The organism is Sphingomonas sp. CFBP8993 (assembly GCF_034044895.1).
Classification (GTDB): domain Bacteria; phylum Pseudomonadota; class Alphaproteobacteria; order Sphingomonadales; family Sphingomonadaceae; genus Sphingomonas.
The window spans coordinates 206,017-230,270 of record NZ_JAXCWU010000001.1; the positions used below are offsets into that span (position 1 = coordinate 206,017).

Sequence of the window (24,254 nt, forward strand, 5' to 3'; positions counted from 1 at the left end):
GTGGGATTGCTGGGGCGCATCTGGAACTGGCGCAAGTCGATGTTCGCCCAGATGCTGGTGCTGACGTCGATCTTCCTGGGCTGGGGGCTTTACGCCTTCGTGATCCGGCCGCTGGCCGACATGCCGGTGCAGGTCGATGTCCCGCCGCCCCTGCAGGCGACCGAGTCCGAGCTTCGCAGTACGCTCGCCGGGTTCATGTTGTCCGTCCGGGATGACCCGTCCGATGCCTCCGACATTGCCGAGGATGGTTTCCTGCGCGAGGTCGCAGCGCGCAATCCCGAGTTCCGCTTCTACGTCCGGGTCGGGAACCGGGCCTTCGGAAATGGTCCGCCGGTCTTTTTCCGCCAATTCGGCTTCGCGGCCTTGGAGCAGGTGCACCGGGCCGTGGCCGATCCGACCATCTGCACGCAGGGCGAGAAGATCATGGATGGCAAGGATGGCGATGGTTACGCCTCCTTCCGCATGTGCGACAAGCTGACCTATTTCGAATATCACGATCTGCGCCACCCCGTCGTCATCGAACACTCTTCGCCCTTGGGGGTGCGGCGCAAATGGATATCGGCGTTCAGCGGAAACTTCCTGCTGGCAGCAGGCGGTGTCTTCCTGATCTTTGCCATCATCTTTTCGCTGCATATGTGGTCGATCCGGCGCGTCGCGCGGCTGGCCCGGTCGATCGATCCACAGCGATTGGATGCGCTGCTGCCCGAAAAGGGCGTCGCCAGCGAGATCCTGCCGCTGGTCCGGGCGGTCAATCACCTGATCGCGCAGGTCGATGCGGCCCAGCGGCGGGCGACCTTCTTCCTGTCGGCGGCGGCGCATGAGATGCGGACCCCGCTGACCGTGCTGCGCACCCGCCTGGAATTGATGGAGGACGGGCCGCAAAAGGACAAGCTGATCGGCGACGTGCGGCGGCTGACCCGGCTGGTCAACCAGTTGCTGACGCTGATGAGCATCGGCAATCGTCGCGACGTGACCGGCTTCACCGATCTCACCGCCTCGGCCGCCAAGGTTATCCGGGGAAGGATGCCGCTGGCCGAACAGGCCGATGTCACCCTGATGCTCGACAGTGCGAGGGACGAGGTCGAGATACCCGGTGACGCGACCCTGATCGAGTCGGCCATCGCCAACCTGGTCGACAACGCCATCTCCTTCGCACCGCCCGGAACCACGGTGCGCGTGGCGATCGATGCCGATGGCCGGATCACGGTGCGCGACCATGGCCCCGGCTTCGGCGATATCGATCCCGTCGCCTTGTTCGAGCCCTTTGCGCGGCCGGTATCGGCCCGCCGCGGCTATGGGCTGGGACTGGCCATCGTGGCGGCCATCGTCCGCTTGCACGGCGGGGATATGTGCGCCCGCAATGCCGAGGATGGCGGTGCCGAATTCACCCTGACATTCGCGTCATAAGCCTGTTTCTATGCCCATTGCTCCGTCGTAGGACATAGAATTTCGCAGTTGCAGCACATCGCGACATTCCAAATCCTTTGTTGCAAGGTTGGTGCAAGCCTCGTCGCGCAGCATGTCTTCGTCATAGAGCAGCGTCTTGGGCTTGAATGACCGGGTAAAAAGCCACGGCATCGGCCTCACGAACGCTGACGATCATAGTATCTATGGGGGGTACGATCATGAAGAAGTCAGCCTTTCTGGGCGCGTGTTCGCTCGTCGCCTATCTCGCAACGACCGGCGCGGCGTTCGCCCAACAGACGCAAGCCGCGCAGCCGGCATCCAACCAGGCCGAGAGCCTGAAGGGCGTGGTGCCCGTCCCGGGAAATAGCGATGCCGCCGACGAAGAGCAGGCGCGCAAGAATGCCGAGCGCGAAAACGCGCCCGCCGCCCGGGCCGGTGATAAGAAGGCCAAGGCGGATGAGGCCGAACTGCGCCGTTTCCAGAACCCGGTCATCAAGAAGACCAAGGGCAGCGACGACGTTCTCGTCACCGGCAGCCGGTTGAGGGACGGTGACAAGACCAGCCGCCTAACCGTGATCGACGCCAAGGAAATCCGTGACCGTGGCGTCACCAGTGTGGAGGAACTGATCCGCACTCTGCCGCAGAATGTCGCGACGATCGGGGCGATCACCAACAATCGTGGCAAGGGGCCGCTGGCCACCAATACCGGCGCAAACGGCGGCCAGGTCGTCTCGGCCGTCGGCGCATTGGGGGTGTCGGCCGCCAATCTTGGTGGCGTCGGTGCGGGCAACACGCTCATCCTGATCAATGGTCGCCGCATCGCGGGAGCCGCCGGATTCGAGGGCGGGTTCGCCAATCTGAACGGTATCCCGCTCAGCGCGATCGAGCGTGTGGAAATCAGCACCGGGGGACAGGCGGCCATTTACGGCGCCGACGCGATGGGCGGTGTCATCAACTTCATCCTGAAGAAGAACTACGTCGGCACCACCATTTCGGCGACGCGCAAGCAGACGAGTTCCGGGGCCGACGACACCCGGATCAGCCTGTACAGCGGTCGCGCCTGGGGAAGCGGCAGCCTGGCCGCCAGTGTGGAGTTCGGCCGGGTCAATCCCATCATCAATGCCCGGACCGGCTATGTCACCAACAATTACGCGCCCTTTTTCGGCGGCAATACCGCCTATGACAAGCGGACGTTCAATGCCGGGACTCAGCCTGGGACGGTGTCATTGCCGGGGGTGTATGATCCCAAGACGGGAACGTTCATCCAAAATGGCCTGACGGTTCCGCCGGGTTTCACCGGTGCCCCGAAACAGTCGGATTTGATCACGACCGGTCTCAGCGCCAGCCGCGACTATGTGCCCGAATTCGCGGGTCCGCGCACGCGCACGGTCAGCGGTACGCTGAACTTCGATCAGAAAATCACCGATCGCCTGCGCGTGTTCGCGACCGGCCTCTACACCTGGTCACAGAATACGCAGCAGAATGCGGCCTTTGGCGGCATCGGCGTACCCCTGGCGCCGGGGCAGTATTATAGTCCTTTCCCGGCATTCACCTTCGGGAATTTCGCGTACGCCACCACGGTCTACTATTTCCCGCAGAGTGAGATCAGCGACGGTACGCTGTCGCCCGGCACCGTCCGCAACACGGTGCGGAACTGGAACGTCAACGGCGGCGTCAGCTATGATTTCGGCAAGGCGGCCAAGCTGCAACTGATCTACACCAAGTCGAAGAGTTCGGCAGAGGGTTCGGGCACGCAACTGGGCAATCTGGTCAGTTTCCAGAAGGACGCGACGTCGCCGACGGGCTATTCCTGCTACAACTTCCTGTTGGCCAACAACCGCATCCCCGTGAATCAGCGGGCGGGCTACAAGGCCGCGTTTGATCAGCAATGTCAGGCGTTGACCAGCAGCGATCCTAACATTGCGTTCAACCCCTGGAAGAGCACGACCAATGGTGGCGGGGCGAGCATCAGCCGGTTCCTCTTTCCCAACATCGTCGACGACCTCGGCAGTTCGCTCGACAATCTCGAAGCGCGGGTGAACGGCGAACTGTTCAAGCTGCCGGCCGGGGCGGTCAGCTATGCCGCCGGTGCCGAATATTCTCGCACCGGTGTAAACAGCACCTACATCGCGCAGACCGCGGGCAACAATCCGACGAGCGAGCGCCGTGCGTTCTTCGGTGAGATCAACTTGCCGATCCTGGGGCGTGGCTATGACCTGCCGCTCGTCAAGCAATTGCTTTTCAACATCGCGCTGCGCCGGGACATAACCAGCAGCACGGGGCCGATCGGGACGGTCGGGGGGAAGCCCGTCGATCAGGGCGGTCAGATCATCTACGGCAAGAACGAATTCGGGCGCACCACCCCGGCCTGGGGCATGTTGTGGTCGCCGACCCCAACGATCAGCATCCGGGCAAGGTTCACCCGAGGTTTCAAGGCACCACCCGCGACGCAGCTTTACGCACTGACCGGTACGCAAATCTCTACGACTACGATCTCCGACGATCCGCTGTACAAGTGCACGACCGACTGCGCCCCTCGCACCACGACCAAATATTATGTTCCGGTTTATCTCGGGCCAAACCCCAATTTGCGGCCGGAAACGTCGCGCCAACAAATCTATAGCGCGACATGGCAACCCAACGGGTTCCTGTCGGGCCTGAACCTGGCGGTGACCTATAACCGAAACCTTATCCGAAATCAGTTCGCGACGCTCACGGACCTGGGATATTTTCTGCCCTATGCGCAGATCCTGCAGCTGCCGATGTTCTATCCGCGCGCCGCGAACGGCAAGATCACGCAGTACAATGCTATGCGGTACAACATCATCGGTTCGAATTACGAATCGATGACCTATGAGGCCAGCTACCTGTTCTCGACCGCGATCGGGACGTTCCAGCCCAAGATCGTCTATGTCGACAATATGGTGGCGGAGACGACGGGGCTGACCGACGCACAGCGCATCGATCAGCGCGGCCGGATCCTGGGTGTCGATCGGTACAAGATCGTCGGGTCGCTGCAGTGGAATTCGGGCCCGGTCAGCACCAACCTGTTCGTCTATCACACGCCAAGCTATCTCAACGACTATGCGGGTTATTATGCGGCGGGGACCCAACAGGCGCCCAAGCTCGTCACTCCCGTGGCGCCGCTCACCACCGTCGATGCGTCGGTGTCATGGGTCGTGAACAAGCGGTTGAATCTGCAACTGGTGGGGCGCAACATCTTCAAGGCGGCGGCGCCGTTCACGGTCGTCGACAGCCTGCCCTACGATACGGCGCGTTATAACATCGAAGGGCGTTCCGTCGTGCTGACCGCACGGATGTCCTTCTGATGCTAGGGAGGTCGGTGGCCGTGAAATGCCGCCGACCTCGCCTGACGCGGCGATGTCGTGTAGGTTGTCCGCGATGAGATTGCTGCTTGTTGAAGATGACGGCGACGTTGCCGAAACCCTGACCGCTTACCTGGAGCGGCAGGGTTTCGTCGTCGATCGTGCCGATACGCTGGCCGTGGCGCAGGACGCGCTGCTGGACAACGACTTCGACCTGGTCCTGCTCGACCGCTTGTTGCCTGACGGAGACGGCGTTTCGCTGATCGGCTATGCCGAGGCGAAGAAGCGGCCGCAGCGTTTCCTGCTTCTGTCCGCGCTTGCCGGGATCGACGACAAGGTGACGGGGCTGGAACTGGGCGCGCATGACTATATCGCCAAGCCGTTCGAGCCGCGCGAACTCGTGGCGCGCATCCGCGTCGCGCTTCGTCATGATTTGCACAAGACACGCGAGATGCGCCGTTTCGGGCCGATCCTGCACGATGTCGAGGGCGGTGGCTTTTTCGTCAACGATGCGCCCATGTCGCTCCGGCGGTCGGAGGCGCTGGTGCTGGCCGCATTGATGATGCGCGACGGCGTGCTTGTCCGGCGAGAGACGCTGGAGACGCGCGTCTATGGCTATGACAAGTTCGTCAACGGCAATTCGCTGGAATCGATCATCTCGCGTCTTCGCAAGGCGCTGGCGACCAAAACCGGCGCGGTGAAGATCTTGTCGGTGCGCGGCGTCGGTTATCAACTGGTCGAAGGCGACTGACATGCAAGGCTGGTGCAAGCCGGGTGTGTCACCCCTTGGGCCTGTCTCTCTCATTTGAGCACCTTATCCATGCAGATGATCGATCAGGTCCAGGTCGCGCGCGAACAGGCGGACGAGTTTCGAACGGTGTTTCGTGCCATCCGCGATCAGGTCGGTCGGATGATGGTGGGACAGCGGGACGTGATCGATGGCGTCCTGACCGCCCTGATGGCGGGGGGGCATGTCCTGCTCGAAGGGGTGCCTGGGCTGGGCAAGACGATGCTGATCAACTCGATCAGCCGCGCGGTCGACCTGCCATTCTCCCGCATCCAGTTCACCCCCGACATGATGCCTGCCGACATCATCGGCACCACCATGCTGACCGAGGCGGAAGGCGGCGGTCACGAGTTGACCTTCCAGCAGGGGCCGATCGTCGCCAATCTGGTGCTGGCCGATGAGATCAATCGCGCGACGCCGAAGACCCAGTCGGCGCTGCTGGAGGTGATGCAGGAACGGCAGGTGACCGTTGGCCGCCGTACGCTGAAGATGCCCGAGCCGTTTTGCGTGATGGCGACCCAGAATCCGGTCGATCAGGAAGGCACCTACCCGCTGCCCGAGGCACAGCTCGATCGTTTCCTGTTCAAGCTGCTCGTCGGATATCCGACCGAGGCGGAGTATCACGCCATCATCGACCGCACGACGGGCGGTGAGGGCGTGGCGATTGCTCCCGTGACGGACGCCGGGACGCTATGTCGGCTGCGCGACGTCGTGCGACAGGTGCCGGTGCCCGAAGTCGCCAAAAGCTATGCCATCCGCCTCGTCATGGCGACCCAGCCGGGCAGTGCCTACGCACCGGAGTCGGTCCAACGCGGCGTCGCGCTGGGCGCGTCCCCCCGTGGCATCCAGAGCCTGATCCTCGCGGCCAAGGTCCAATGCTTGCTGGACGATCGCTTCGCGGTCAGCTGCGATGATATCGCGGCCATCGCGCGTCCTGTTCTGAGGCACCGGGTCATCGTCAATTATCAGGCCATGGCGCGCGGCGACGGGATCGAGACTCTGATCGATGATGTCATGAGGGTCGTGCCGCGGTCGTGAAGACCGGCAAGTGGTGCCGGTGCCAGACGGAAAATCACGGTTATAGCCAGCGTCATCGCCGGGAAGGGTAGTATGACGCCGTCCCGTGCAGGGGCCGGGCGCTCGTGCGACAGCCGTCACGAGCCGTTATTTCTTCGCGGCCATCGTCTGTAGGTCGTCGACCTACAGTGCTCTGCGTCGCGCATGCTACCCCGCCTAAAATGTGTATTAAAGATTATGTCGTTTGGCCGGCAGGATATCTTAGAGATCGTGGTGGAAGAATCCGGTCTCGATAAGGAAAAATTGCGCGAAGAGGCGAAGCTTTCCGAGTTGGACATAAGCTCGATCGACTTGGCAAGCGCCATTTTTTCGATCGAGGAAAAGCTCGACGTCGTAATCGAACCCGACGATATTCCACGCGAAGCGACGCTTGGTGAATTGATCGACATCGTTCTGACCCCGCCGGCTTCATGACGCGACGTGTTGTCGTCACGGGCATGGGGGCGATCTCGGGTCTGGGCAACGGCTTCGAGACGAACTGGCGACGCGCCCTGAACGGCGAGAATGCCATTCGCGAGATCGACAGCGACATCGGAAATATAGCGGACGGCACGGGCATGACCGGGGTGGCGGCCTGGATCGAGAAGGCGGTCGTGGAGGTCGCCATGCCGGAGCGAAACCTGCGTCGCCTCGGACGGCTGGACCCGTTTTCGCGCTTCGCCGTGATTGCGGCGGACGAGGCGGTGCGGCATGCCGGGCTGGAGGACGGATCCTGGCGTTCCGACCGGACGGCCGTCATCATCGGGTGTGGCAGCAACGGCAATACCACGCTGGATCTGGCCCTTGAGTAATCCACGGTGATCGCAACCAAGTTGGCGCATGGCCATCTTATCGGCGCGACACTCGCCGCTCGCATGGGGATCGCCGTTCGCCATGTCCCCGATCGGGAACAGGGAACAGGGAACATGCTTTCTGCTGTCGATCCCGGACACGAGCCAGACGTGATGATATGTCGGAACGTTCCTTCGCATTGGGTATTGCAGCCGCGTCTGCACGCTGAGCTCTGACGGGAAAAGTCGGCTGGCTGATGGTGCCGGAAATCGCGACACGGATGCGCCCCCTAAGCGGCCAGCGCATATCTCCGGCAATGGTCGAGATAACCCGCCTCATGGCTGCCGGACAGGGACACGATGCTCTCCCACAGCCATGACGGCGTATCGAGCGTGCCGCGCCGGTCGGCCTCCAATATGGCCAACCACTCGGTACGGGTGGCGGGATCCATCTGGCGTGCATGGGCGGTGCCGACGACGAAGGCCAGATGGCGGGCGGCCCTAACCGCTTCACCGTGGCTGAACTGGTCGACTTCGAGCTTCAGGTCCTGAGGGGTAAGCTCGCGGATGAAGAGCGATCGGTCGAGCATCCGCACCGGCATCATGCGCGAGCCGAGATAGGGTGACAGGTGACGGGCCGCGGCGACGACGCGCTCGGCATCGTCGTCGGGCATGTCCGCGCCGGGGGCGGCGGGCGCGATGGGCGTGGTCGCTTCCTTCAGGTCGACCAGCGCATAGCTCCATCGGCCCTTGCGCGTCTTGAGCGCCACGATCGCGGCATAGCGCAGCAGGCCGAGCGAACTGCACCCCTTCATCCAATAGGCAGCATCGACCAGCCGTACCTCGCGATCCTTCGGCTTGCCTTGGAGCGACAGGATCATCGCGCCGACATGCTTTTCGGCGAATAGGGTGGTCAGTGCCTCGCGTTCTTCCGCTGACAGCTCCCAGAATTTCTTGCCGAGCGGGATGCGGGGTTCGACGGCATCGAGCCGTTCCTTCGCCAAATGACGCCACCGCCGCCCCAGCGCCGCTCGCTCGACACTGCGAACGATGTCCGACTCCACGCCGGGGACGCCGCTGGTCGGGTCGTGGATGGCGGCGGCATAGCCGTCGATCATCTCTTCCATCATGCGCATCGTCACGACGCCGGGCAGGTCGGAGCCGCGTGCCGCCGTGGCCAGGGACAGGCCCAGCCGGATCAGGTCATGCGCAGGATTGCCGATCACCGCCTGATCGAGATCGCGAATCTGGATTTCCACCGAGCCCTGGCCATTGGCGATGGGCCCCAGATTGCCGAGATGGCAATCACCGCAAATCCAGATCGCCGGGCCCGTCGGCACCCGACGCGACACCGGCGACGCCGCCAGCCATTCATAGAATTTCGCCGTATTGCCGCGCACATAGGCATGGGGAGATTGCGCCATCTTCAACGTACGTCGGGCTTCCAGCATGGCATTACGATCGGCGGGGTTGGGCATGAACGGTTCCGACCTTCGGGGTGGACAATGTCGCTTCAACGTCGATCGCACCGGAAAGTAACAAAACATTGCTGGTGAGGGGCGGAGCGAGTTGCGTGAGGTGCAGTGGTTTAAACATTTCCGCCACTTCGTACCCGCTACGACTGACGCACAGCCCAATTCACCGGCTTCGTCACCTCGCCTCCTCAGAAGTTGTCGCTGCAAAAGTCGGGACGTTGCTCAAAAACATCGCCCACCGGGGTGGGAGGGATCAGTTTCGCAAGGGTATGCCAGGGGAGGTGGAAGGAAGAAAAATCGATCCGCCCCAATGTGGGGTGGTGGCCCTGTCACGATAACCATTTGCACCCCGGCCAGAAGCGCCTAGACGGCCCCATCCCCGGGGGGCCGCTGATGCGCGGTTGAGAGGTGGGCAGCAGCCCATGACCCGCTGAACCTGATCCGGTTTGTACCGGCGTAGGGAGGGTTGGTGGCTCGTCCGTCGTCCCTCCGTGTGAAGTGGACGTAAGAGACGATGCCGGTTGTGAATTCGCGCGATCCCATGACGATCCGCAATGGACTTTTGATGCTGTCGGCCGCGTGGGTGGTCCTGCCCAGCGCCGCCTCTGCCCAGCAGGCTCCGCAAAGCCCCGCCGATATCCGCGTGATCGGCCACCGCGATCCCGAAGGCCTGCTGCCCGACCAGACCGAGCCCCGGGCGGTGAGCGAGGTGGGCCCGGACTTCATCGTCAAGCAGGCGCCGACGCTGAACGCCTTCCAGCTCGTGAACCTGCTGCCGGGGGCGAACCTCGCCTCCAGCGACCCCTATGGCCTGTCGACCAGTTCGAGCCTGACTCTGCGGGGTCTGGGCCAGGATCAGATCGCCGTGGTGATGGAGGGCGCGCCGCAGAACGATATCGGCTATTATTATGCCTATCCGTCGCAATTCGCCGATACCGAAAATCTGCGCCGGATCGCGCTCGCACCAGGGTCGGTGGATATCGATGCGCCGACGGTGGTGGGGGCGGGCGGTCTTCTGTCCCTGTCGCTCGACGATCCCAAGGCGACGCGGGGTGTGCTCGCCGATCTCTCGCTCGGGTCCTCCGCCATGCGGCGCGTCTTTGCGCGGGTCGATACGGGGACGATCGGGAATAGCGGGCTGAAGGCGTTTCTGTCCTATTCGAACACCCGTGCCGACAACTGGCGCGGGGCCGGGTTCGATACGCGCCAGCATGTCGACGCCAAGCTGCTGCGCGAATGGGGGAATGGCAACCGCGCCAGCCTGGCGCTGTCGTACAACGACGCCAACTCCTCCAGCTACCCCAGCCCGACCCTGGCCGACTGGCAGGCGCAGGGGCGCAAGTTCAACTATGACGCGGCCTATACGCCGGGAAATACCCGGTACTGGGAATTGTACCGCGCGCCGTTCCGCAACCTCTATGCCTCGGCACCGATCCATCTGGTCCTGACCGACCGGCTGACGCTCGACACCACGACCTATCTCCAGTTCGGCTACGGCAATTCGCCCTATGGCACCCAGCTGGCGACCACCGGCAATTTCCTGGGCAACCAGCAACTCGCCGATCCGATCGCATTGCCGGGGGCCGTGAATGGCGTGGCCACCGTGCTGGGCAACTATACCGGCGATCAGATGCGTGCGGGCCAGGTCGCCAAGCTGACCTTGCAGGCGGGCGTCCACCGGCTGACCGCCGGGCTGTGGTTCGACTATGGCACCGACCGCGTGACGCAGACTTACGGCGCGGTCGGGTCCGATGGCCGTCCGGCCGACCCCTGGGGCTATCCCAGCCGGGCGATCCGCACCGCCGATGGCCGCCTGCTCGCCTATGAGAACCAGCGGACCGTCACGGTGACGAAAAGCGTCTTTGTCGCGGACAGCATCGCGCTGACCCCGCTTCTGACCGTCGATATCGGGTTCAAGGGCGTCAACCTGCTGCGCAACGGTCGCAACTTCCTGCCGGGCCCGCAGGACCGGGTGCGCCGCAACAGCTTCGTCCCCTTGCCGCAGGCCGCCGTCCGTTATGCGATCGACGACCGGCAGCAACTGTTCGCCAACATCGCCACCCATTTCCGCACGCCCAACGAGTTCACGCTCTATAACAGCTATTATGAGGGGGCGATCTCGACGCAGGGGACCGATCGGCTGAAGAACGAGTATTCGGTCTCGCAGGAGGTCGGCTATCGCTATATCGGCCCCAATCTCTCCGCCTCGGTGACGGGTTTCCACTACAAGTTCCGCAACCGCCAACTGGCGACGGTGGTCGACAATGGCGGCGCGCTGGTCAACTCGACGCTGAACGCCGGGGGGCAGACCTCCTACGGTGTCGATGGCGAAATCGACTATCGCCCGGCCAAGGGTGTCAGCCTCTATGTCTCGGGCGAGTATCTGCGGGCGCGGATCGACGACGATCTGCCGGTCGGCGCGGACTTCCTGCCGACGCGGGGCAAGCGCGCGGTGTCCAGCCCGACGCTCCAGCTTGGCGGCGGCGGCACCTATGACGACGGGCACCTGTTCGGCAGCATCGCGGGCAAATATGTCGGTCGCCAATATGCGACCTTTACGAACGACGAGAGCATAAAGGGTTATGCGACGCTGGACCTGTCGATCGGTGTCCATCTGGCTGACTGGCTGGACGGCAAGCGCACCGATCTGCGGCTGAACGGGATCAACGTCACCGATCCGCATATCCTGGCGGGCGTGCAGGCGGTCACGACCAATGCGCGCGATACGGTCGGACGCGGTAGCACGGTCATCACGGGCAATGCGCCGTCCTATTTTATCGGCGGCGGCGCGGCCGTCGTCGCCACCCTGTCCCGCGCCTTCTGATCATGGGCGGGTCGGGCTATCCTGCCGGCACGCACCGTGTCCACGGCATGGGATTGGCGATGGAGGAGCCGGTCTGGCCTGCCATCACGCCTGACGAAGCGGCGGCGGCGCTCGACTGTTTCCCGGGGGCGGGGACGATCGAAGCGTTGCGCTGGCACTCGCCGCGGCCCTTTTCCGCGGCCACCCTGATCCAGTCGAGCGGCGGCGCATTCCTGCTGAAACGGCATGACCGCCGGGTGCGCGGCGTTGCCGGGTTGGCGGAGGAGCATGGCTTCAACGCCCATCTCGCGGCGGCCGGGATGCCCGTGCCCGAGCTTTGGCGAACGCAAGAGGGCGCGAGCGCGGTCACGCTGGGCGCGTGGACCTATGAGTTGCACGGCCGGGCGGCCGGGGCGGATTTGTATCGGGATTGCCAGTCCTGGACGCCGTTCCGATCCCATGACCATGCGCGGGCGGCGGGGCGAGCGCTCGCGCAACTGCACCGCGCATCGTCCGGCTATGCAGCGCCGACGCGAAAAGTGCAGCCCCTGGTCGCCAGCTTCACCATCCTGCCCGCGACCGATCCGATGGCGGCGGCCGAAGCCTATGTCCGCGCGCGCCCCGCATTGTCGGGGTTTCTGGCCGATCGGCCATGGCGTCGGCAACTGGCCGCGCTGTTCGCCGCATCGGGCGACGGGCTTGCGCAGGTCCTGGCCGGTCAGAAGCCGTTATGGACGCATAATGACTGGCATCCCTCCAATCTGCTCTGGGCAAAGGACGGCACGGTCGAGACCGTGTTCGATTTCGGCCTGGCCGACCGGACCTCCGCGGTGCACGATCTGGCGACCGCGATCGAGCGGACCGCCTTTGCCTGGCTGGCCTTGGGGGAAGGGCGGGACGATGGCATTGCCGACCCAGGTGCCGCGCTGGCGCTGATCGCGGGCTATCAAATGGTCGGCCCCATGGACGCGGCCATGATGGAGGCGGTCGTCCGGCTCCTGCCGCTGGTGCACATCGAATTTGCCTTGTCCGAGATCGACTATTTCGCCGGGATAGCCGGCGATCCGGACGCGGCGCAGTTGGCCTGGGAGGGGTATCTGCTGGGCCATGCCGACTGGTTCCAGTCGGTGGCAGGACAAGACTTCCTTGCGCGGTTGCGCGCCGGGCGGGGGTTGTAATGTCGGGACTCGAAATCGCAGCCGTCGCGATCAGCTTCCTCGCGATCTGGCTGACGGCCCGGCGCAACATGTTCTGCTGGCCGCTGAACCTCGTCGCCTGTGCGCTCTACTTCAAGCTGTTCCTCGACGTGCGGCTCTATGCCGACATGGCGTTGCAGGCGGTGTTCGGCCTCGGCATCCTCTATGGCTGGATCGTCTGGAGCCGCGGCAGGGCGGACAGCGGCACCGTCGTCGTGATGCCGCTGTCCCGCCGAAAGGCACTGGCCGGGCTGGGCCTCGGCGCGCTGGGGGCATTGGCGATCGGGTGGTTCACCAGCCGCCATACCGATGCGGCGCTGCCCTGGCTGGACGCCACGCTCAGCAGCTTCAGCTTGGTCGCGCAATATTGGACGGCGCGGCGGCACCGCGAGAACTGGCTGCTCTGGATCGCGGTCGATATCGTCTATGTCGGGATGTTCGTGTTCAAGGGGCTGATGCCGACCGCCGGGCTCTATGCGGTGATGATCGGGCTGGCGATCATGGGCTATCGAGATTGGCGGCGGACGGAGCGCGCGCCCTCAAGCGGCTGACCGGGTTGCCGGTCGGGCCAGCGGGTGCAACAACGATCCCCACACAGGAAGGGGATCCAAGATGATGATTTCGATCGGGAAAATGGCAATCGTCCGGGCGTCGGCGCTCATCGCCGGAGCCATCTTGCCAATCGGGGCGATAGCGCAAACCGATCTGGCGAGCGCGGCGGAGATTCGCGGGCAGGTGGCGGCGATGCTGGCCGATATGAAGCCGGGCCAGGGCTTTGCATGGCGTCCACTGCTCCGCGACGGACAGCGCGTCGTCGCGATCGAAATCTGGAAAAAACCGGGTCGGCCCGCCGTCCATCCGGCGGAGGCGGAATATGCCGTCGTGCTGGAAGGCGCGGGAATGCTGGTTTCGGGCGGCACCCTGGTCGGGCCGGTAAAACGCGGCGAAGAACTGGTGGAGGGTGACCGCATCGAAGGCGGCACGACGCGCCCGCTGCATGCCGGTGACGTGCTGCTCCTGCCCGCCGGCGTGCCCCATGAGTTCGGGATTACCGGCGATCGCCTCGTGCTTGTCGGTACCAAGCTGTCGGTCAAATAAACGGAACCGCGCCTGGGTCGCCATCCGGTCTGGGCGGTGCCGACCTACCGGGCTAATCGGCGCAGCGCGACGTATCGATGGACGCTTGCGGGCTCTACGGCGGTCAGGAACAGCGCGGCGCGCGCCTGTGCCAAGGCAGGGTCGCGCATGACGGCATCAAGTGCACGGCGCAGGGCCGTGACGACCGATGGAGGCGTCGCCCATGCCGTGACGAAGGGCAGGTTCGGCGCAAGCGGCGTCATCGCCAGCTCACGCAGTCCGGCCAGCGCGCCCGGCTCGTCCCGTGCGATCACGGCATGGGTCACTGCATCGATCGCTGCGATATCGGCCCGCCCGCTCGCCACCGCGTCGATGCTCGCGCGGTGCGACCCGGTCGTGATGGTCGCCCCGAAAAAGTCTTCGGGCGGTGCCACCTGCGCCACGGCAGCCCGGAGCAGATTGGCCCCGGTGTTGGACAGGGGCGCGTTGATCGCCACCGTCCGACCGGCAAATGCCGCCAGCGTGGCCGCCGGATCGTCGGCGCGGACAAGGACGCGGCTGAGATGACGCCCCGGCGGGCAGTTTGGCACCGCATAATGCGGGACCGCGACCACGCGCAGCGCCAGTTCGGCATCGGCAACCAGCGGATAGCCGCAGCATTGCGCAAACAGCAGCGCAGGGTCGCGCCAGATCGCTTCGACCGATCGACCGCGATCGACGGCTGGGGGAGCAGCGATGCCCTGCCGCCGCAAATGCTCGGCGATCGCCGCCCAGAGCGCATCATTGGCGGCACGCTGGCCCGGATGGTCGTACATGCCGAGCGAGGCGACGAAAGGGGCCGTCATTGCCCGCCGCGATCGGGATGAACCAGCGTGTCGTGCGGCGTAAGCGCAAACCGGCGGACGATCTCGGCATAGCTGCGATGGGCCCGCCCCGCCTGCTGGGAAAGCCGGGCATGATGATGCCGCTGGTGCGCCGGCAGGCGATACCAGGCCAGATCGGGGCGGTCGTGATGCGCCGTGTGCAGATGATTGTTCAGATACAGCAGCCCGAGCGGCCCGGCATGTTCGACCGTCGCGGCGCGGCTAGGCCCCGGCAAGTCGGCGCGGTGCTCGGCAAAGGAACGCAGCAACGTCAGCGAGAGGCCAGGATATACCACCAGCAGAACATAGCGCAGCACCCCGAACCCCGTCCATTCGAGCCACGCGACAAGCGGCACGACCAGCGCCAGGTGTGGAAGCCAGTCACGCAGGACCCGTCCCGGCGAGCGATGCAGCCGCCGCCACTCATCGACGGCCAGCAGGGCGACCGCAATTGGCGGGCCGATCAGCAATCGCCCGAGCAAGGTCGACTGGGCTTTCACCGCGATATGGCGTGGCCCACGCCCCGTCGCGACATAGCGCGACTCCGGGTCTTCGAGCGGATCGGTGATGTGGGGGCTCCGGTGATGGGCCATATGGCTGTCGCGATAGAGGCCATAGGGTAGCCAGAGCGACAGAGGTACCGCGCCGATCGCCATGTTGACGGCATGCCAGCGCGTCGGATGGCCATGGATCGTCTCGTGCTGGAGCGAGCCGTGCCAGGCGATCAGCCAGCCGCCCGCCATGACGATCAGCGGGATCGGCAGTGCCGCATGCCAGAAGGTGAGTGCCAGCCATCCGGCATAGATCAGCGCGGCGACCAGCATGGTCGGCCATTCGATCGTCTCGCTTGCCCGGCTCATAGGGCTTGCCCACGTGCGAGCAGGTGGAGCAGCGCTGCGCTGTCGCGGTCCGGACCGTGGCATGATCCGAGGCGGTCTATCGACGTGATCTGGTGGAAGTCGGCAACAGGGGCGCCCGGCCAGATTGTCATCGCGAATCTCCTTCGATGGAGATCATCTATCAATTCGATAGGAATTAGACCCTAGCAAAAGTCTGGTGGGCTATAGCTTCGCTTGCCGATCATGGCGGATGCCCCCTAAGCCATAGCTAGAGTGGGCAGTCGTCGCAGCGCGCTCGGCAGCGGGGTGCGGTCTTGGAGCCCGCTGGCGGGCGGCTTCCTGTCTGGCAAATATCACGCGAGGACGGCAAAGCCGCTGTCGCCAAGATGACATGAACGCCGGGTAGCGGCGGTGGCTCAAGCGGCAACAGCGAGCAAGTTTCCAGCTTTTTCATGACTCTCACGCCGCCTAGCCCGAACCCGACGATCGCCGCCGAGGGGCGGATGATCGCCTATTCGTCCGGTAATTTCGGCAAGGCGCTGGTGTTCGGCGGGGCGGACCTGACCATCCTCTACCTCCTGACCGATGTGTTGGGGCTGAGCGCGGCGAAGGCGGCGGCCATGCTGCTGTTCGCGGCACTGGGGGATCTGGTCTTCGACCTGCTGGCGGCGCGCCTCGTCCTGTATTGGCGCGCGGCGGGTCGGGGCTATCGCTGGACGGTGGCCGTCGCGGCGCTGCCATGCGGGATCGCCTTTGCGCTGATCTATGCGATGCCCGCCCTGGGCGTGCAGCGAATAGGGGTGCTGGCGATCGCCATCCTCGTCTTTCGCAGCGCCTATGCGGTGGTCGACGTGCCGCATAATGCGTTGATGGCGCAGGTCAGTCGCGACAGCCGTGCGCGCGGGCGGGTGTCGGGATACCGCCTGTTTTTCAGCACCGCGAGCGCGCTGGTCGTCGCGACCGTCTTGACGCCGATGGTGCAGCATGCGGGGCGGACGCGGCATTTCGATGCCTTGGCGGGCACGGGGATCGCGGTCGGCTCTGCGTTCGCACTGACCATGGTGCTGTGCGCCTGGGCGTCGGGCGGGCGGGACGGCCATGCCGGACGCAGCGCGTTGCGGGGAGACGGCATCGGTGTTCCGCTGCGCGACCCGATGGTCCTCGGCATGGCCGCGCTGGCGCTGCTCACCGGCTTTGCCATGCCATGCTTCGGCCGGATGCTGATCTATTTGGGAAGCTATGTCGCTGCCGGGCCTGCTGCGGTTACGCTGTTGCTGACTGCCTTGACCGTGGGGCAGTTCGGCGGCGTGCTGACCTGGACGGCCCTTGGCCAACGCGTCGGCAAGGCACGGCTGCTGCGGGCCGGACATGCGGTCAGCGCGCTGGGGTTGGTGCTGTTCGCGACCTGCCTCGACTGGCCGGTGGGCCAGATCGCCTGCGCCGCCCTTATCGGCTTCGGCTTCACCAGCGTCTTCATGCTGCCCTGGGGGCTGCTGGCGGATGTCGTGGACGTCGTCGAGTGGCGGCACGGGCGGCGCTTCGAAACCGGCCTGTTCGCCTTCTACCTCGTGCTGGTGAAGGCCAGCGGGGCGGCGTCGACCGCCATGATCGGCGGGGTGCTGAACCTGCTCGGTTATGTGCCCGGCGTTCCCCAGGCCCAGGGGGTGCGCATCGGCATGGTGACGCTGGGGCTGGGCGTGCCCCTCGCCGGGGCATTGCTGGCGATGCTGCTCCTGCGCCGCTTCACGCTCGACCATGGCCGCCATGCCAGCCTGCTGCGCGCCCTGACGCGGCGTCAGGGCGTGGCCGAGCCGGTCTCCGGATTGAAGCGCGGATTGGTGAAATCCAGGGGCGACGGCGTTACCTTGGCGGGTAGCGAAGCGCTTTCCGACCAGGCGCGGCAGAGCATGTCGCGCAGCATCGCCGCACCCGCCGCCGTCCGCTCATAGATCAGCGCACGCACGTCCGCGTCGGCGGGGTTGCGAAAGCCATCGCGCTTCTCGAGCCGGTACACCGTCTCCACGCGATCGCCCGACTGGTCCAAGAAACGCAGCACGGCGTCGAACATGTCGCCGTCCCGGTGCGCAAGGGGGCCGATCCGTGGCATGATATCCGCCGGGGTAAGGCCGATGGCGTCGACGAAGCCGCTCTCGAACCGGCCATGGATGCTGCGGTCACGGGTATAGCCATTCGGATTGGGACCGCGCCAGCCATCGGAGTTGACCGAATCGTGCAGCGGTTGCGACCCGTCGCCGATATAATGGCCCAGCCGGATCGTCTGGAATGCGCAATGCTGCTCGGGCACCGAGCCATCGACGCCCCGCGCCTGCGCTGACCGGACCGCGCGCATACACACGATCAGCCGGTCATACGCCTCCATCGCGGCATAGGGCAGGGTGCCGGTCCAGCGCACATTGGTCCTCACGGCAGTCGCGGGATCGCTATCCTTGATGACCTCATACCGTTTGTAGAGGGCGAGGATGAATTCGTATCGCGAACGGGGGATGGGCTTCAGGAACGCGAACTGCTCGCGGAACCAGCCGTGATTGGGGTCCTCCTCGATCTTGGAAAAACCCTCCGCATCGCCGCGCCAGGTGTCGGGGAGCGCGGCGGAGGCGGCGATGTAATCGGCATGACGGCGCAGGAAGACCGGGCCGTCGGCGGGGATGGCCGCGATCGCCGCCCGGTCGATCACGGCATGGGCCGTCCCGCCCCAGGCCTGGGCGGCGGCGGGGCACAGGATGATGGCGGCGGCCAGGATGAAACGACGCATGCCGGGTCCTTTCGTAAGCGGGCTCAAGGGTCGAGGGGATCGCGCGGATCGACCCGCTCGGACGAGCGTGACGGGCGGAAGACCAGCTCGGTCGGCGAGACGCGGCGGACGACCCGGCCGGGCTGATAGCCCAGCTCCGCCATGTTGCGTTCGGCGAAGCTGGCGCTTTCAATATAGCTGCTCTGCACCGGGTTGCAGACGATCAGCGTCTCGGCCTCGCCGGGCATGCCGAACCGCGCGAGCAATCGACTGGTGTTGCGCAGGTTGGTGGTAGTGTGGCGGGCATAGGGCTCGCTGATGATCGCCTCGGCGGGAATGCCGTACCGTTCGATCAGGGCCTTGCGCATCTCGTCGGCTTCGGTGAACGGCGTCGCGCGCGGATGGGCGCGGCCACCGCTGACCAGGATGAAGGCGATGTCCCCTTGCGCAAAGCGGCGGGCGGCGAGGCGGAGATGGTATTTGCCGAACGGGCTCAGCGGCTCGCCCTCGATCTCGGGGCCGACGCCGGTGACGATCATCGCGCCGTAGCGATAGCGCCGCCAGTCCAGCCCGCTGGCCCGCGCGGCTGCCGCCGCATTCACCCCGTCAGTCGGCGGTTCATGGTCGATCGCATCGGTCCGGTCGCTGACGTCGAGCAGGGCCAGGGCATAGTCGATGCTGGGATCGAAACCCTGTACCGACCCGGCTCGCGGTGTCGCGGCAAGCCAGTCGGCGGCCTGGAGGCGCGACTGCCGATCCTGCGGTGATAGCGTGCCGGGCCCGTCGATCGCGGTGGTGGGCACGCCGTCCAGTGCATAGGTGCGCACGATCATGTTGATGCCCGCAATCTCACGGTCGGCCTGTGCCGCGGGACCGTCATCGGCGACGGGGAGCGTCCTTTCACCCGCGACGGCCCGGCGAAACACCTCGGCCTCCTGCGGGCTCCAGAGCATCGCCTGGGCCCGGCAGGTGAGGTCGGTGCCGCAACTCGCCCGGCGGTTTTTCCGGGCGGTCAGGACATGCTTCATTTCTGGGTTCCCGGACATCCGCGCGATGACCGCCGGATCATGTCCGGCGGCGTCGAGCATCGGGAACAGGCGGGCGGACAGGGCGGCCATCACCCGGTCCGGCACGTCCTGCGCCAGCGCCGGGGCGGCGAGCACCGTCAGCGCCAGCATGGCGGCGGATGCCATGGTCCGCATCACCAGCTGCGGCTGGCGATAAGGCGGAAGTTGCGTCCGAACAGCGGGCGGCCATAGATCGCCTCGGACGTGCCCTGACCAGCGAACTGGTCGGTGCGGGTATTGCCCTCGGTCAGGCCATGCGCGTTGAACAGATTGTCGCCGACGACCTGCAAGCGCCACGCGCCCCAGTCGAGCGCCGCGCCCGCGCCCACCGTCTGATATCCCGGCATCGCGGTGCGGTTGAACAGGTCGACATAGCGGCGGCCGACCCATTCGAACCGACCGAACACCGACAGCCGCTGCTCACCCAGGTCGAAGTCGACGCTGGGCCGCAGATTGCCGAAGAACTTCGCCTCGCGGATGATCTGGTTGCCGTTCACCGCGCGCGGGTCGGCGCCCGATGTGTTCTGAAGATTGGCATATTCGGGGTCCTGCCAGGTGATCGACCCGTCGAGCGAGAACCAGCGGACCGGTGCGACGCGACCGTCGACCTCGATACCCTTGACCGACGCCTCGCCGATGAACGGCAGCGTCTGGTCGTTGCGGCCGGTCACCGGGTTGAATGCCGCGAACGAAGCGTTGAACGGATTGAACTTCGTATAGAAGCCCGTCGCATAGAGATAATGCGGGCCGAAGCTGGCCTTCAGGCCGACCTCATACTGGCGCGCCTTGGTCTTGACGATCGCCGGGTTGATGCTGGTCACCACGCCGAGCTGGGGCGGTACTTCGAGGTTAGAGATGCGGCCATAGGCACCGAAATGGCTGGTCAGGTCATAGTTGACCCCCACCGTCCAGTTGGTCGCATCGGGCTTCAACCGCTGGTCGAGGACCTGCCCGGTAAAGGCGCGGGTGCTGTCATCGGCCAGCGTCGTCGCGTCACCCAGGTTCGCCTGCGTCGTCGGCGAGGCAAAACCCTTGTAGCTGTACCGCTCGGTGCGGATGCCCGCGTCGACGCGCAGGCCGCGCGTGATGTCCCAGGTGTCGTTGGCGTAGAAGGCGATCATCTGTGCATCGCCCGCACCCTTGTTGAGCGTGGTGGTATAGCGCAGCACGCCGTTCTGGGTGACCGAGCCCAGCACCTGCCCGGTCGCCGAATAGGCGACGAGGTCGAGCGTGCGCGGCTGGCTGCGCACCTCGATCAGCATGTCCTGATAGGCCTGGAGCAGCGTATTGCCATAGAACGCGCTGTAGACGCCGACGCGCACGTCATGATCGCCAAGGCCGGTCGTGAACTGGCGGGTGACGCTGACGTCGCCCTGTACCGAATAGAAATCCGATTCCGATGCGCGATACTGGCCCGACATGACCAGGCCCGACGCGGTCGAGGGATCATAGACCGATGCGCCGTTGGTGCCCGCAAAGGCATAGCCGAGGCGTGCGACATTGGCGCCGAAGGCATTGCGCGCGGCGGTGAGGTAACTGGCGGCGAAGCTGTTGGCGTCCGCCGGGTTCGTGGTCGAATAAAAGGCGTCGAAGCTCGACTTGCCCTTGGTCCCGCCGAACTTGGCGGACACCTTCCAGCCGTCGAAATCCGCTTCGTAATCCACCGCTGCGTTGAACAGGCGCATGTGGCGGCCATTGGACAGGTCGCGCTGCATGCCCTGCAACACGCCCGCGCCATCACGATATTTGATGTTGACGTTGCGCAGCGACGGCGAATTCAGCGTGCCGGTGAAGTAATCGATATAGGGATTGAGCGACACGGTGGGATTGCGCGGATCCGCGATCGGGATCGGCAGGTAGAAGACATTGTGGTCGTTCACATATTCGGCCGACACCTTGACGAAGCCGTTGTCCAGATCGTGCTTCAGGTTGGCGCGGATCTGCCCGCCCTTATCGCTGGGGAAGCCGCCATAGCGATAGCCGTCATGCTGGCGTAGGAAGCCGCCGACCGCGAAATAGGTGTTGTCGCCGATCGGCCCGGACTGCATCGCGTCGAGCCGGTAGAGGCCGGTATCGCCGAGCGTCAGCTGCGCCTTGCCGCGCGCGACCGGGCCGCCCGACACGGTGATGTTGTTGGCGATTGCCGCCGCGCTGCTGGCATAGATCGGTGCCGGGCCACCGCGTACGATCTCGACCCGCTCGGTCATCAGGTCGTACCGGTTCATGCCTTCGCCGGAGTTGAAGAACACGCCGTCGATCTCGTGATAGAGCGGCAGGCCGTCCTGCTGGAAGATCAGATAGCCGCGGTCGGTGGGAATGCCGCGCACACGGGTGATGTTCTGCACCTCGCCGCCGGTCGCCTCGACCTGGATACCCGGCACGGTGCCGAGCAGATCGGCAAAGCTCTTCGGCGCGATCTTCTGCACATCGGCCTGTGACAGCGAGTTAACGGCATAGGACACGTCGAAGCGGCGCTGTGCCCGGGCCGAGCCGGTGACGATGATGTCGGTTCCGCCATTGTCGGCGGTCTGTGCGGGGTCCGTTGCTGGCGTGGCGGGGGCGCTGGGGTCGGCTGTGCCGGTCGTGGTCGGCCTGGCGGTCTGGGCGTGGACGGGAGCCGCCAGGATGGAAAGCGCGGCCAGTGCCGTACCGGCGGCGAGGTAATGCCGTGTCATGAAGTCTGTCCCCCTGAATGTCGTTCGATCGACGGGGCGGATGGGCGGCCGATGTGAAGGATTTAATTATTTCTGTGAAAATTAATCGCGTTCCGGGTCGTCAGAGGTTACCGGTCGGGCCGCATGAAGTACCCCGCGCTCAGCCTGTTGGACGAAGAGAAGCGCCTGCTCTGGCAGTTGCGGACGCATGGCGCGCAGCCGCGCTCGACCCTGGCGGCGGCGCTGCAGATCAGCAACAGCGCCGCAACCCGGCTGACCAAGTCGCTGATCGGGCAGGGCCTGATCGAGGAGATGACGTCGGAGGCTCCGCCGGGGCGCGGCCGCCCGACAGTGCCGCTGCGGATCTCGGCGGCGGGGGGCTATACCTTTGGCCTGGCGCTTTATGCCGGGATATTGGAGATCGCGGTCGTCGATTATGCCGGTGGCGTCATCGCACTCACCTCCGAGACGATCGAGCTGACCGATCCGGCGGGCTTTGCGCGCCATGTCGACCGGCGCATCCATGACCTGACGCTCGAACATCGCCTGCTGGGGCGACGCCTCTACGGCGTGGGTTTCAGCGCACCCGGACCGGCCCTGTCGCGCGACGGCAATCGCTGGAGCATCGTCCGCAACCTGCCGGGATGGAAGAACGCGCCGTTGCGCGAAATCTTCGAGCAGACGCTGCAACTGCCGATCTGGATCGAGAATGATGCGACCGCAGCGGCGCTGGCGGAGTATTATCTGGGCGGGCTGATCGGGCGCTGTACCACGGCGATCGTGATCCTGCTCGGCCACGGCATCGGCGCTGGCATCATCCACGAAGGACGGCTGATGCGTGGCGAGGCGGGCGGCGCGGGAGAGATCGGCATGTTCTATCCCGGCGACCGGCCCCGCCCGACGACGCTGGACCTTATCGCAACGCTGCGCGCGGCCGGATGCGGCGTGGAGTCCCTCGCCAATTTCGCCGGGACCATTGCCGGATATCAAGCGGTCATCGACCGCTGGCTGGACCGCGCCGCCGATCAGCTGGTGGCGACGATCAACTCGGCGATCGCCTGGCTCGAACCGGGTGCGATCCGGCTGATGAGCCCCTTGCCCGCGGCGATCATGCAGGGCCTGGCCGAGCGGCTGAACCGCCGCGACATCATCTGGGGAGAGCATGGCATCGAGAGCGATGTCGGGCACCGTGCCGTCACGATCTCGCGGCTAGGCGGCGCGGGCGCGGCCCTGGGGGCGGCATTGTTGCCGATCCACGCGGCGATCACGCGGAGTTGATGCCGAACACGTTCCAGCCGTCCGCTACGGGCTGGGGGACGACGAGGATTGTCGGTGCTTGGGCTAGTCCGCCGCGTCTCCGTCCGGAAGCCTATCGTCATCAATCTGGGTCTCTCGCGACTGGCGTGCTAGGGGCGGTGCCATGTCGAAATCCAACAGCACGACCGGCAGCGTCGATGTCGATGGCGTCACCTATGACTGGCGCCTCCAGCGGGAACCCCATTTGTCCGATGACGAAGGGTGGCGGGGCATGGCGATCGCGGTGTCCCAGCGCGACGCCAAGCGTGAGGCGTGGGTGGAGTTTCCAGCGCCCAAGCGCCTGTTGAAGGGGTTGCCGCGCGGGCGGCTCCAGCTCGACGATGCGACGATATCGCGCTGCATCCGCTCGGCATTGTCGGCCGGTTGGGAGCCTTTGTCGCGGGGCAAGCCCGTTGCCTTCATGGTCGATGCCGAGGGCAACTGACGCGCCGCCAGGTGGGAGGCGCCTTGCCAAGGCCGGTGTTCGAAGCCAGTCTGCTCCCACGATGGAACGCGCCAACACCTCCGACGACTATGCGCGCGGCCGCCGCGACGGCCTGCGGCTCGCTTTGTCGATCCTGGAAGCGGAAGAGGCCAAGTGGGAGGTGCTGCTGGGCGGAAGCACGTCCTGGCGGACCAATGCGACCCGCCTGATCCGTCACAAGGCGTATCAGGTGGCGCGCAAGCGGGTGCAGACGGCGCTGAACCGGCTGCTGCCCAAGGGCGAAGAGGCGATGCCGGTCGAGATCGCCACGATGATCGAACGCGCCGGGCTGTAGGGACGGGGCGGGACGCGGCCGCCCGAGCCCTGGTATGCGCAATGCCAAGGGAGGCATGGACCGTTCGCGCGGACCAGCCGTTTCGC

The 24,254-nt window shown here is 65.3% G+C and carries 20 protein-coding genes, 1 pseudogene and 1 riboswitch; of the genes and pseudogenes, 14 read left to right on the top strand and 7 right to left on the bottom strand.

Going from position 1 to position 24,254, the window contains the following annotated elements:
- Window positions 1-6: 6 nt before the first annotated feature.
- Window positions 7-1,407, top strand: coding sequence for a sensor histidine kinase (locus SOM26_RS00905; protein ID WP_320450851.1), 1,401 nt, complete (start codon window positions 7-9; stop codon window positions 1,405-1,407).
- Here the strand turns inward: SOM26_RS00905 and SOM26_RS00910 are convergent.
- On the bottom strand, window positions 1,402-1,578 hold the full coding sequence (locus tag SOM26_RS00910; protein WP_320450852.1) for a hypothetical protein: 177 nt from the start codon (window positions 1,576-1,578) through the stop codon (window positions 1,402-1,404). The genes SOM26_RS00905 and SOM26_RS00910 overlap by 6 nt on opposite strands.
- Before the next feature lie 47 nt (window positions 1,579-1,625).
- Here SOM26_RS00910 and SOM26_RS00915 point away from each other — a divergent pair, with 47 nt between their 5' ends.
- The 5 genes from SOM26_RS00915 to SOM26_RS00935 all read left to right on the top strand — a co-directional run bounded on the left by SOM26_RS00915 (window position 1,626) and on the right by SOM26_RS00935 (window position 7,388).
- Window positions 1,626-4,736 (top strand): TonB-dependent receptor plug domain-containing protein, encoded by a 3,111-nt coding sequence (locus SOM26_RS00915; protein WP_320450853.1) that lies wholly within the window; start codon window positions 1,626-1,628, stop codon window positions 4,734-4,736.
- Between the two features lie 73 nt (window positions 4,737-4,809).
- Complete coding sequence (locus tag SOM26_RS00920; RefSeq protein ID WP_320450854.1) at window positions 4,810-5,484, top strand: response regulator transcription factor; 675 nt, start codon at window positions 4,810-4,812, stop codon at window positions 5,482-5,484.
- Between the two features lie 69 nt (window positions 5,485-5,553).
- Window positions 5,554-6,558 carry an AAA family ATPase gene (locus SOM26_RS00925; RefSeq protein WP_320450855.1) on the top strand — a complete coding sequence of 335 codons (1,005 nt, stop codon included), beginning with the start codon at window positions 5,554-5,556 and terminating at the stop codon, window positions 6,556-6,558.
- Between the two features lie 216 nt (window positions 6,559-6,774).
- Window positions 6,775-7,011 carry an acyl carrier protein gene (locus SOM26_RS00930; RefSeq protein WP_320450856.1) on the top strand — a complete coding sequence of 79 codons (237 nt, stop codon included), beginning with the start codon at window positions 6,775-6,777 and terminating at the stop codon, window positions 7,009-7,011.
- Window positions 7,008-7,388: a beta-ketoacyl synthase N-terminal-like domain-containing protein gene (locus SOM26_RS00935; RefSeq protein ID WP_320450857.1), complete on the top strand. Its 381-nt coding sequence runs from the start codon at window positions 7,008-7,010 to the stop codon at window positions 7,386-7,388. The genes SOM26_RS00930 and SOM26_RS00935 overlap by 4 nt, the downstream gene beginning before the upstream one ends.
- Window positions 7,389-7,657: 269 nt before the next feature.
- Here SOM26_RS00935 and SOM26_RS00940 read toward each other — a convergent pair whose 3' ends face one another.
- Window positions 7,658-8,845 carry a DUF2252 family protein gene (locus tag SOM26_RS00940; protein WP_320450858.1) on the bottom strand — a complete coding sequence of 396 codons (1,188 nt, stop codon included), beginning with the start codon at window positions 8,843-8,845 and terminating at the stop codon, window positions 7,658-7,660.
- Between the two features lie 367 nt (window positions 8,846-9,212).
- Window positions 9,213-9,322: riboswitch (TPP riboswitch) on the top strand.
- 61 nt (window positions 9,323-9,383) lie between these two features.
- Here SOM26_RS00940 and SOM26_RS00945 point away from each other — a divergent pair.
- The 4 genes from SOM26_RS00945 (at window position 9,384) to SOM26_RS00960 (ending at window position 13,939) form a co-directional block, all read left to right on the top strand.
- The gene (locus tag SOM26_RS00945; RefSeq protein WP_320450859.1) at window positions 9,384-11,666 is read left to right on the top strand and encodes a TonB-dependent receptor; all 2,283 of its coding nucleotides are present in this window, start codon (window positions 9,384-9,386) and stop codon (window positions 11,664-11,666) included.
- Window positions 11,667-11,713: 47 nt separating this feature from the next.
- A complete protein-coding gene (locus tag SOM26_RS00950; RefSeq protein ID WP_320450860.1) occupies window positions 11,714-12,823 on the top strand; it encodes a phosphotransferase enzyme family protein in 1,110 nt (369 codons plus the stop codon).
- Window positions 12,823-13,392 carry a nicotinamide riboside transporter PnuC gene (pnuC, locus tag SOM26_RS00955; RefSeq protein ID WP_320450861.1) on the top strand — a complete coding sequence of 190 codons (570 nt, stop codon included), beginning with the start codon at window positions 12,823-12,825 and terminating at the stop codon, window positions 13,390-13,392. The genes SOM26_RS00950 and pnuC overlap by 1 nt, the downstream gene beginning before the upstream one ends.
- Before the next feature lie 61 nt (window positions 13,393-13,453).
- Window positions 13,454-13,939: a cupin domain-containing protein gene (locus SOM26_RS00960; protein WP_320450862.1), complete on the top strand. Its 486-nt coding sequence runs from the start codon at window positions 13,454-13,456 to the stop codon at window positions 13,937-13,939.
- 44 nt (window positions 13,940-13,983) lie between these two features.
- On the opposite strand, the gene SOM26_RS00965 is transcribed toward SOM26_RS00960, so the two are convergent.
- Together SOM26_RS00965 and SOM26_RS00970 are read right to left on the bottom strand one after the other, a co-directional pair.
- Window positions 13,984-14,763 carry a phosphate/phosphite/phosphonate ABC transporter substrate-binding protein gene (locus SOM26_RS00965; RefSeq protein WP_320450863.1) on the bottom strand — a complete coding sequence of 260 codons (780 nt, stop codon included), beginning with the start codon at window positions 14,761-14,763 and terminating at the stop codon, window positions 13,984-13,986.
- A complete protein-coding gene (locus SOM26_RS00970) occupies window positions 14,760-15,641 on the bottom strand; it encodes a fatty acid desaturase (protein WP_320450864.1) in 882 nt (293 codons plus the stop codon). The genes SOM26_RS00965 and SOM26_RS00970 overlap by 4 nt, the downstream gene beginning before the upstream one ends.
- A gap of 482 nt (window positions 15,642-16,123) precedes the next feature.
- Between SOM26_RS00970 and SOM26_RS00975 the strand changes: the two are divergent.
- Window positions 16,124-17,362, top strand: a pseudogene (locus SOM26_RS00975) (MFS transporter); the annotation flags it as partial.
- 53 nt (window positions 17,363-17,415) lie between these two features.
- On the opposite strand, the gene SOM26_RS00980 reads toward SOM26_RS00975, so the two are convergent.
- From SOM26_RS00980 to SOM26_RS00990, 3 genes are read right to left on the bottom strand one after another with little or no spacing between them, the layout of a single operon-like run.
- Window positions 17,416-18,393 carry a phospholipase C/P1 nuclease family protein gene (locus SOM26_RS00980; protein ID WP_320450865.1) on the bottom strand — a complete coding sequence of 326 codons (978 nt, stop codon included), beginning with the start codon at window positions 18,391-18,393 and terminating at the stop codon, window positions 17,416-17,418.
- Window positions 18,394-18,416: 23 nt separating this feature from the next.
- Window positions 18,417-19,565, bottom strand: a complete 1,149-nt coding sequence (locus SOM26_RS00985; RefSeq protein WP_320450866.1) for a YdcF family protein — start codon at window positions 19,563-19,565, stop codon at window positions 18,417-18,419.
- A gap of 8 nt (window positions 19,566-19,573) precedes the next feature.
- Entirely contained in the window at window positions 19,574-22,114 is a 2,541-nt protein-coding gene (locus SOM26_RS00990) for a TonB-dependent receptor (protein ID WP_320450867.1), read from the bottom strand.
- A 123-nt stretch (window positions 22,115-22,237) separates the two neighbouring features.
- Here SOM26_RS00990 and SOM26_RS00995 point away from each other — a divergent pair, with 123 nt between their 5' ends.
- From SOM26_RS00995 to SOM26_RS01005, 3 genes are all read left to right on the top strand, one after another.
- The gene (locus tag SOM26_RS00995; RefSeq protein ID WP_320450868.1) at window positions 22,238-23,371 is read left to right on the top strand and encodes an ROK family transcriptional regulator; all 1,134 of its coding nucleotides are present in this window, start codon (window positions 22,238-22,240) and stop codon (window positions 23,369-23,371) included.
- Between the two features lie 142 nt (window positions 23,372-23,513).
- Window positions 23,514-23,834 (top strand): hypothetical protein, encoded by a 321-nt coding sequence (locus SOM26_RS01000; protein WP_320450869.1) that lies wholly within the window; start codon window positions 23,514-23,516, stop codon window positions 23,832-23,834.
- Window positions 23,835-23,895: 61 nt separating this feature from the next.
- On the top strand, window positions 23,896-24,168 hold the full coding sequence (locus tag SOM26_RS01005) for a hypothetical protein (protein WP_320450870.1): 273 nt from the start codon (window positions 23,896-23,898) through the stop codon (window positions 24,166-24,168).
- Window positions 24,169-24,254: the final 86 nt, after the last annotated feature.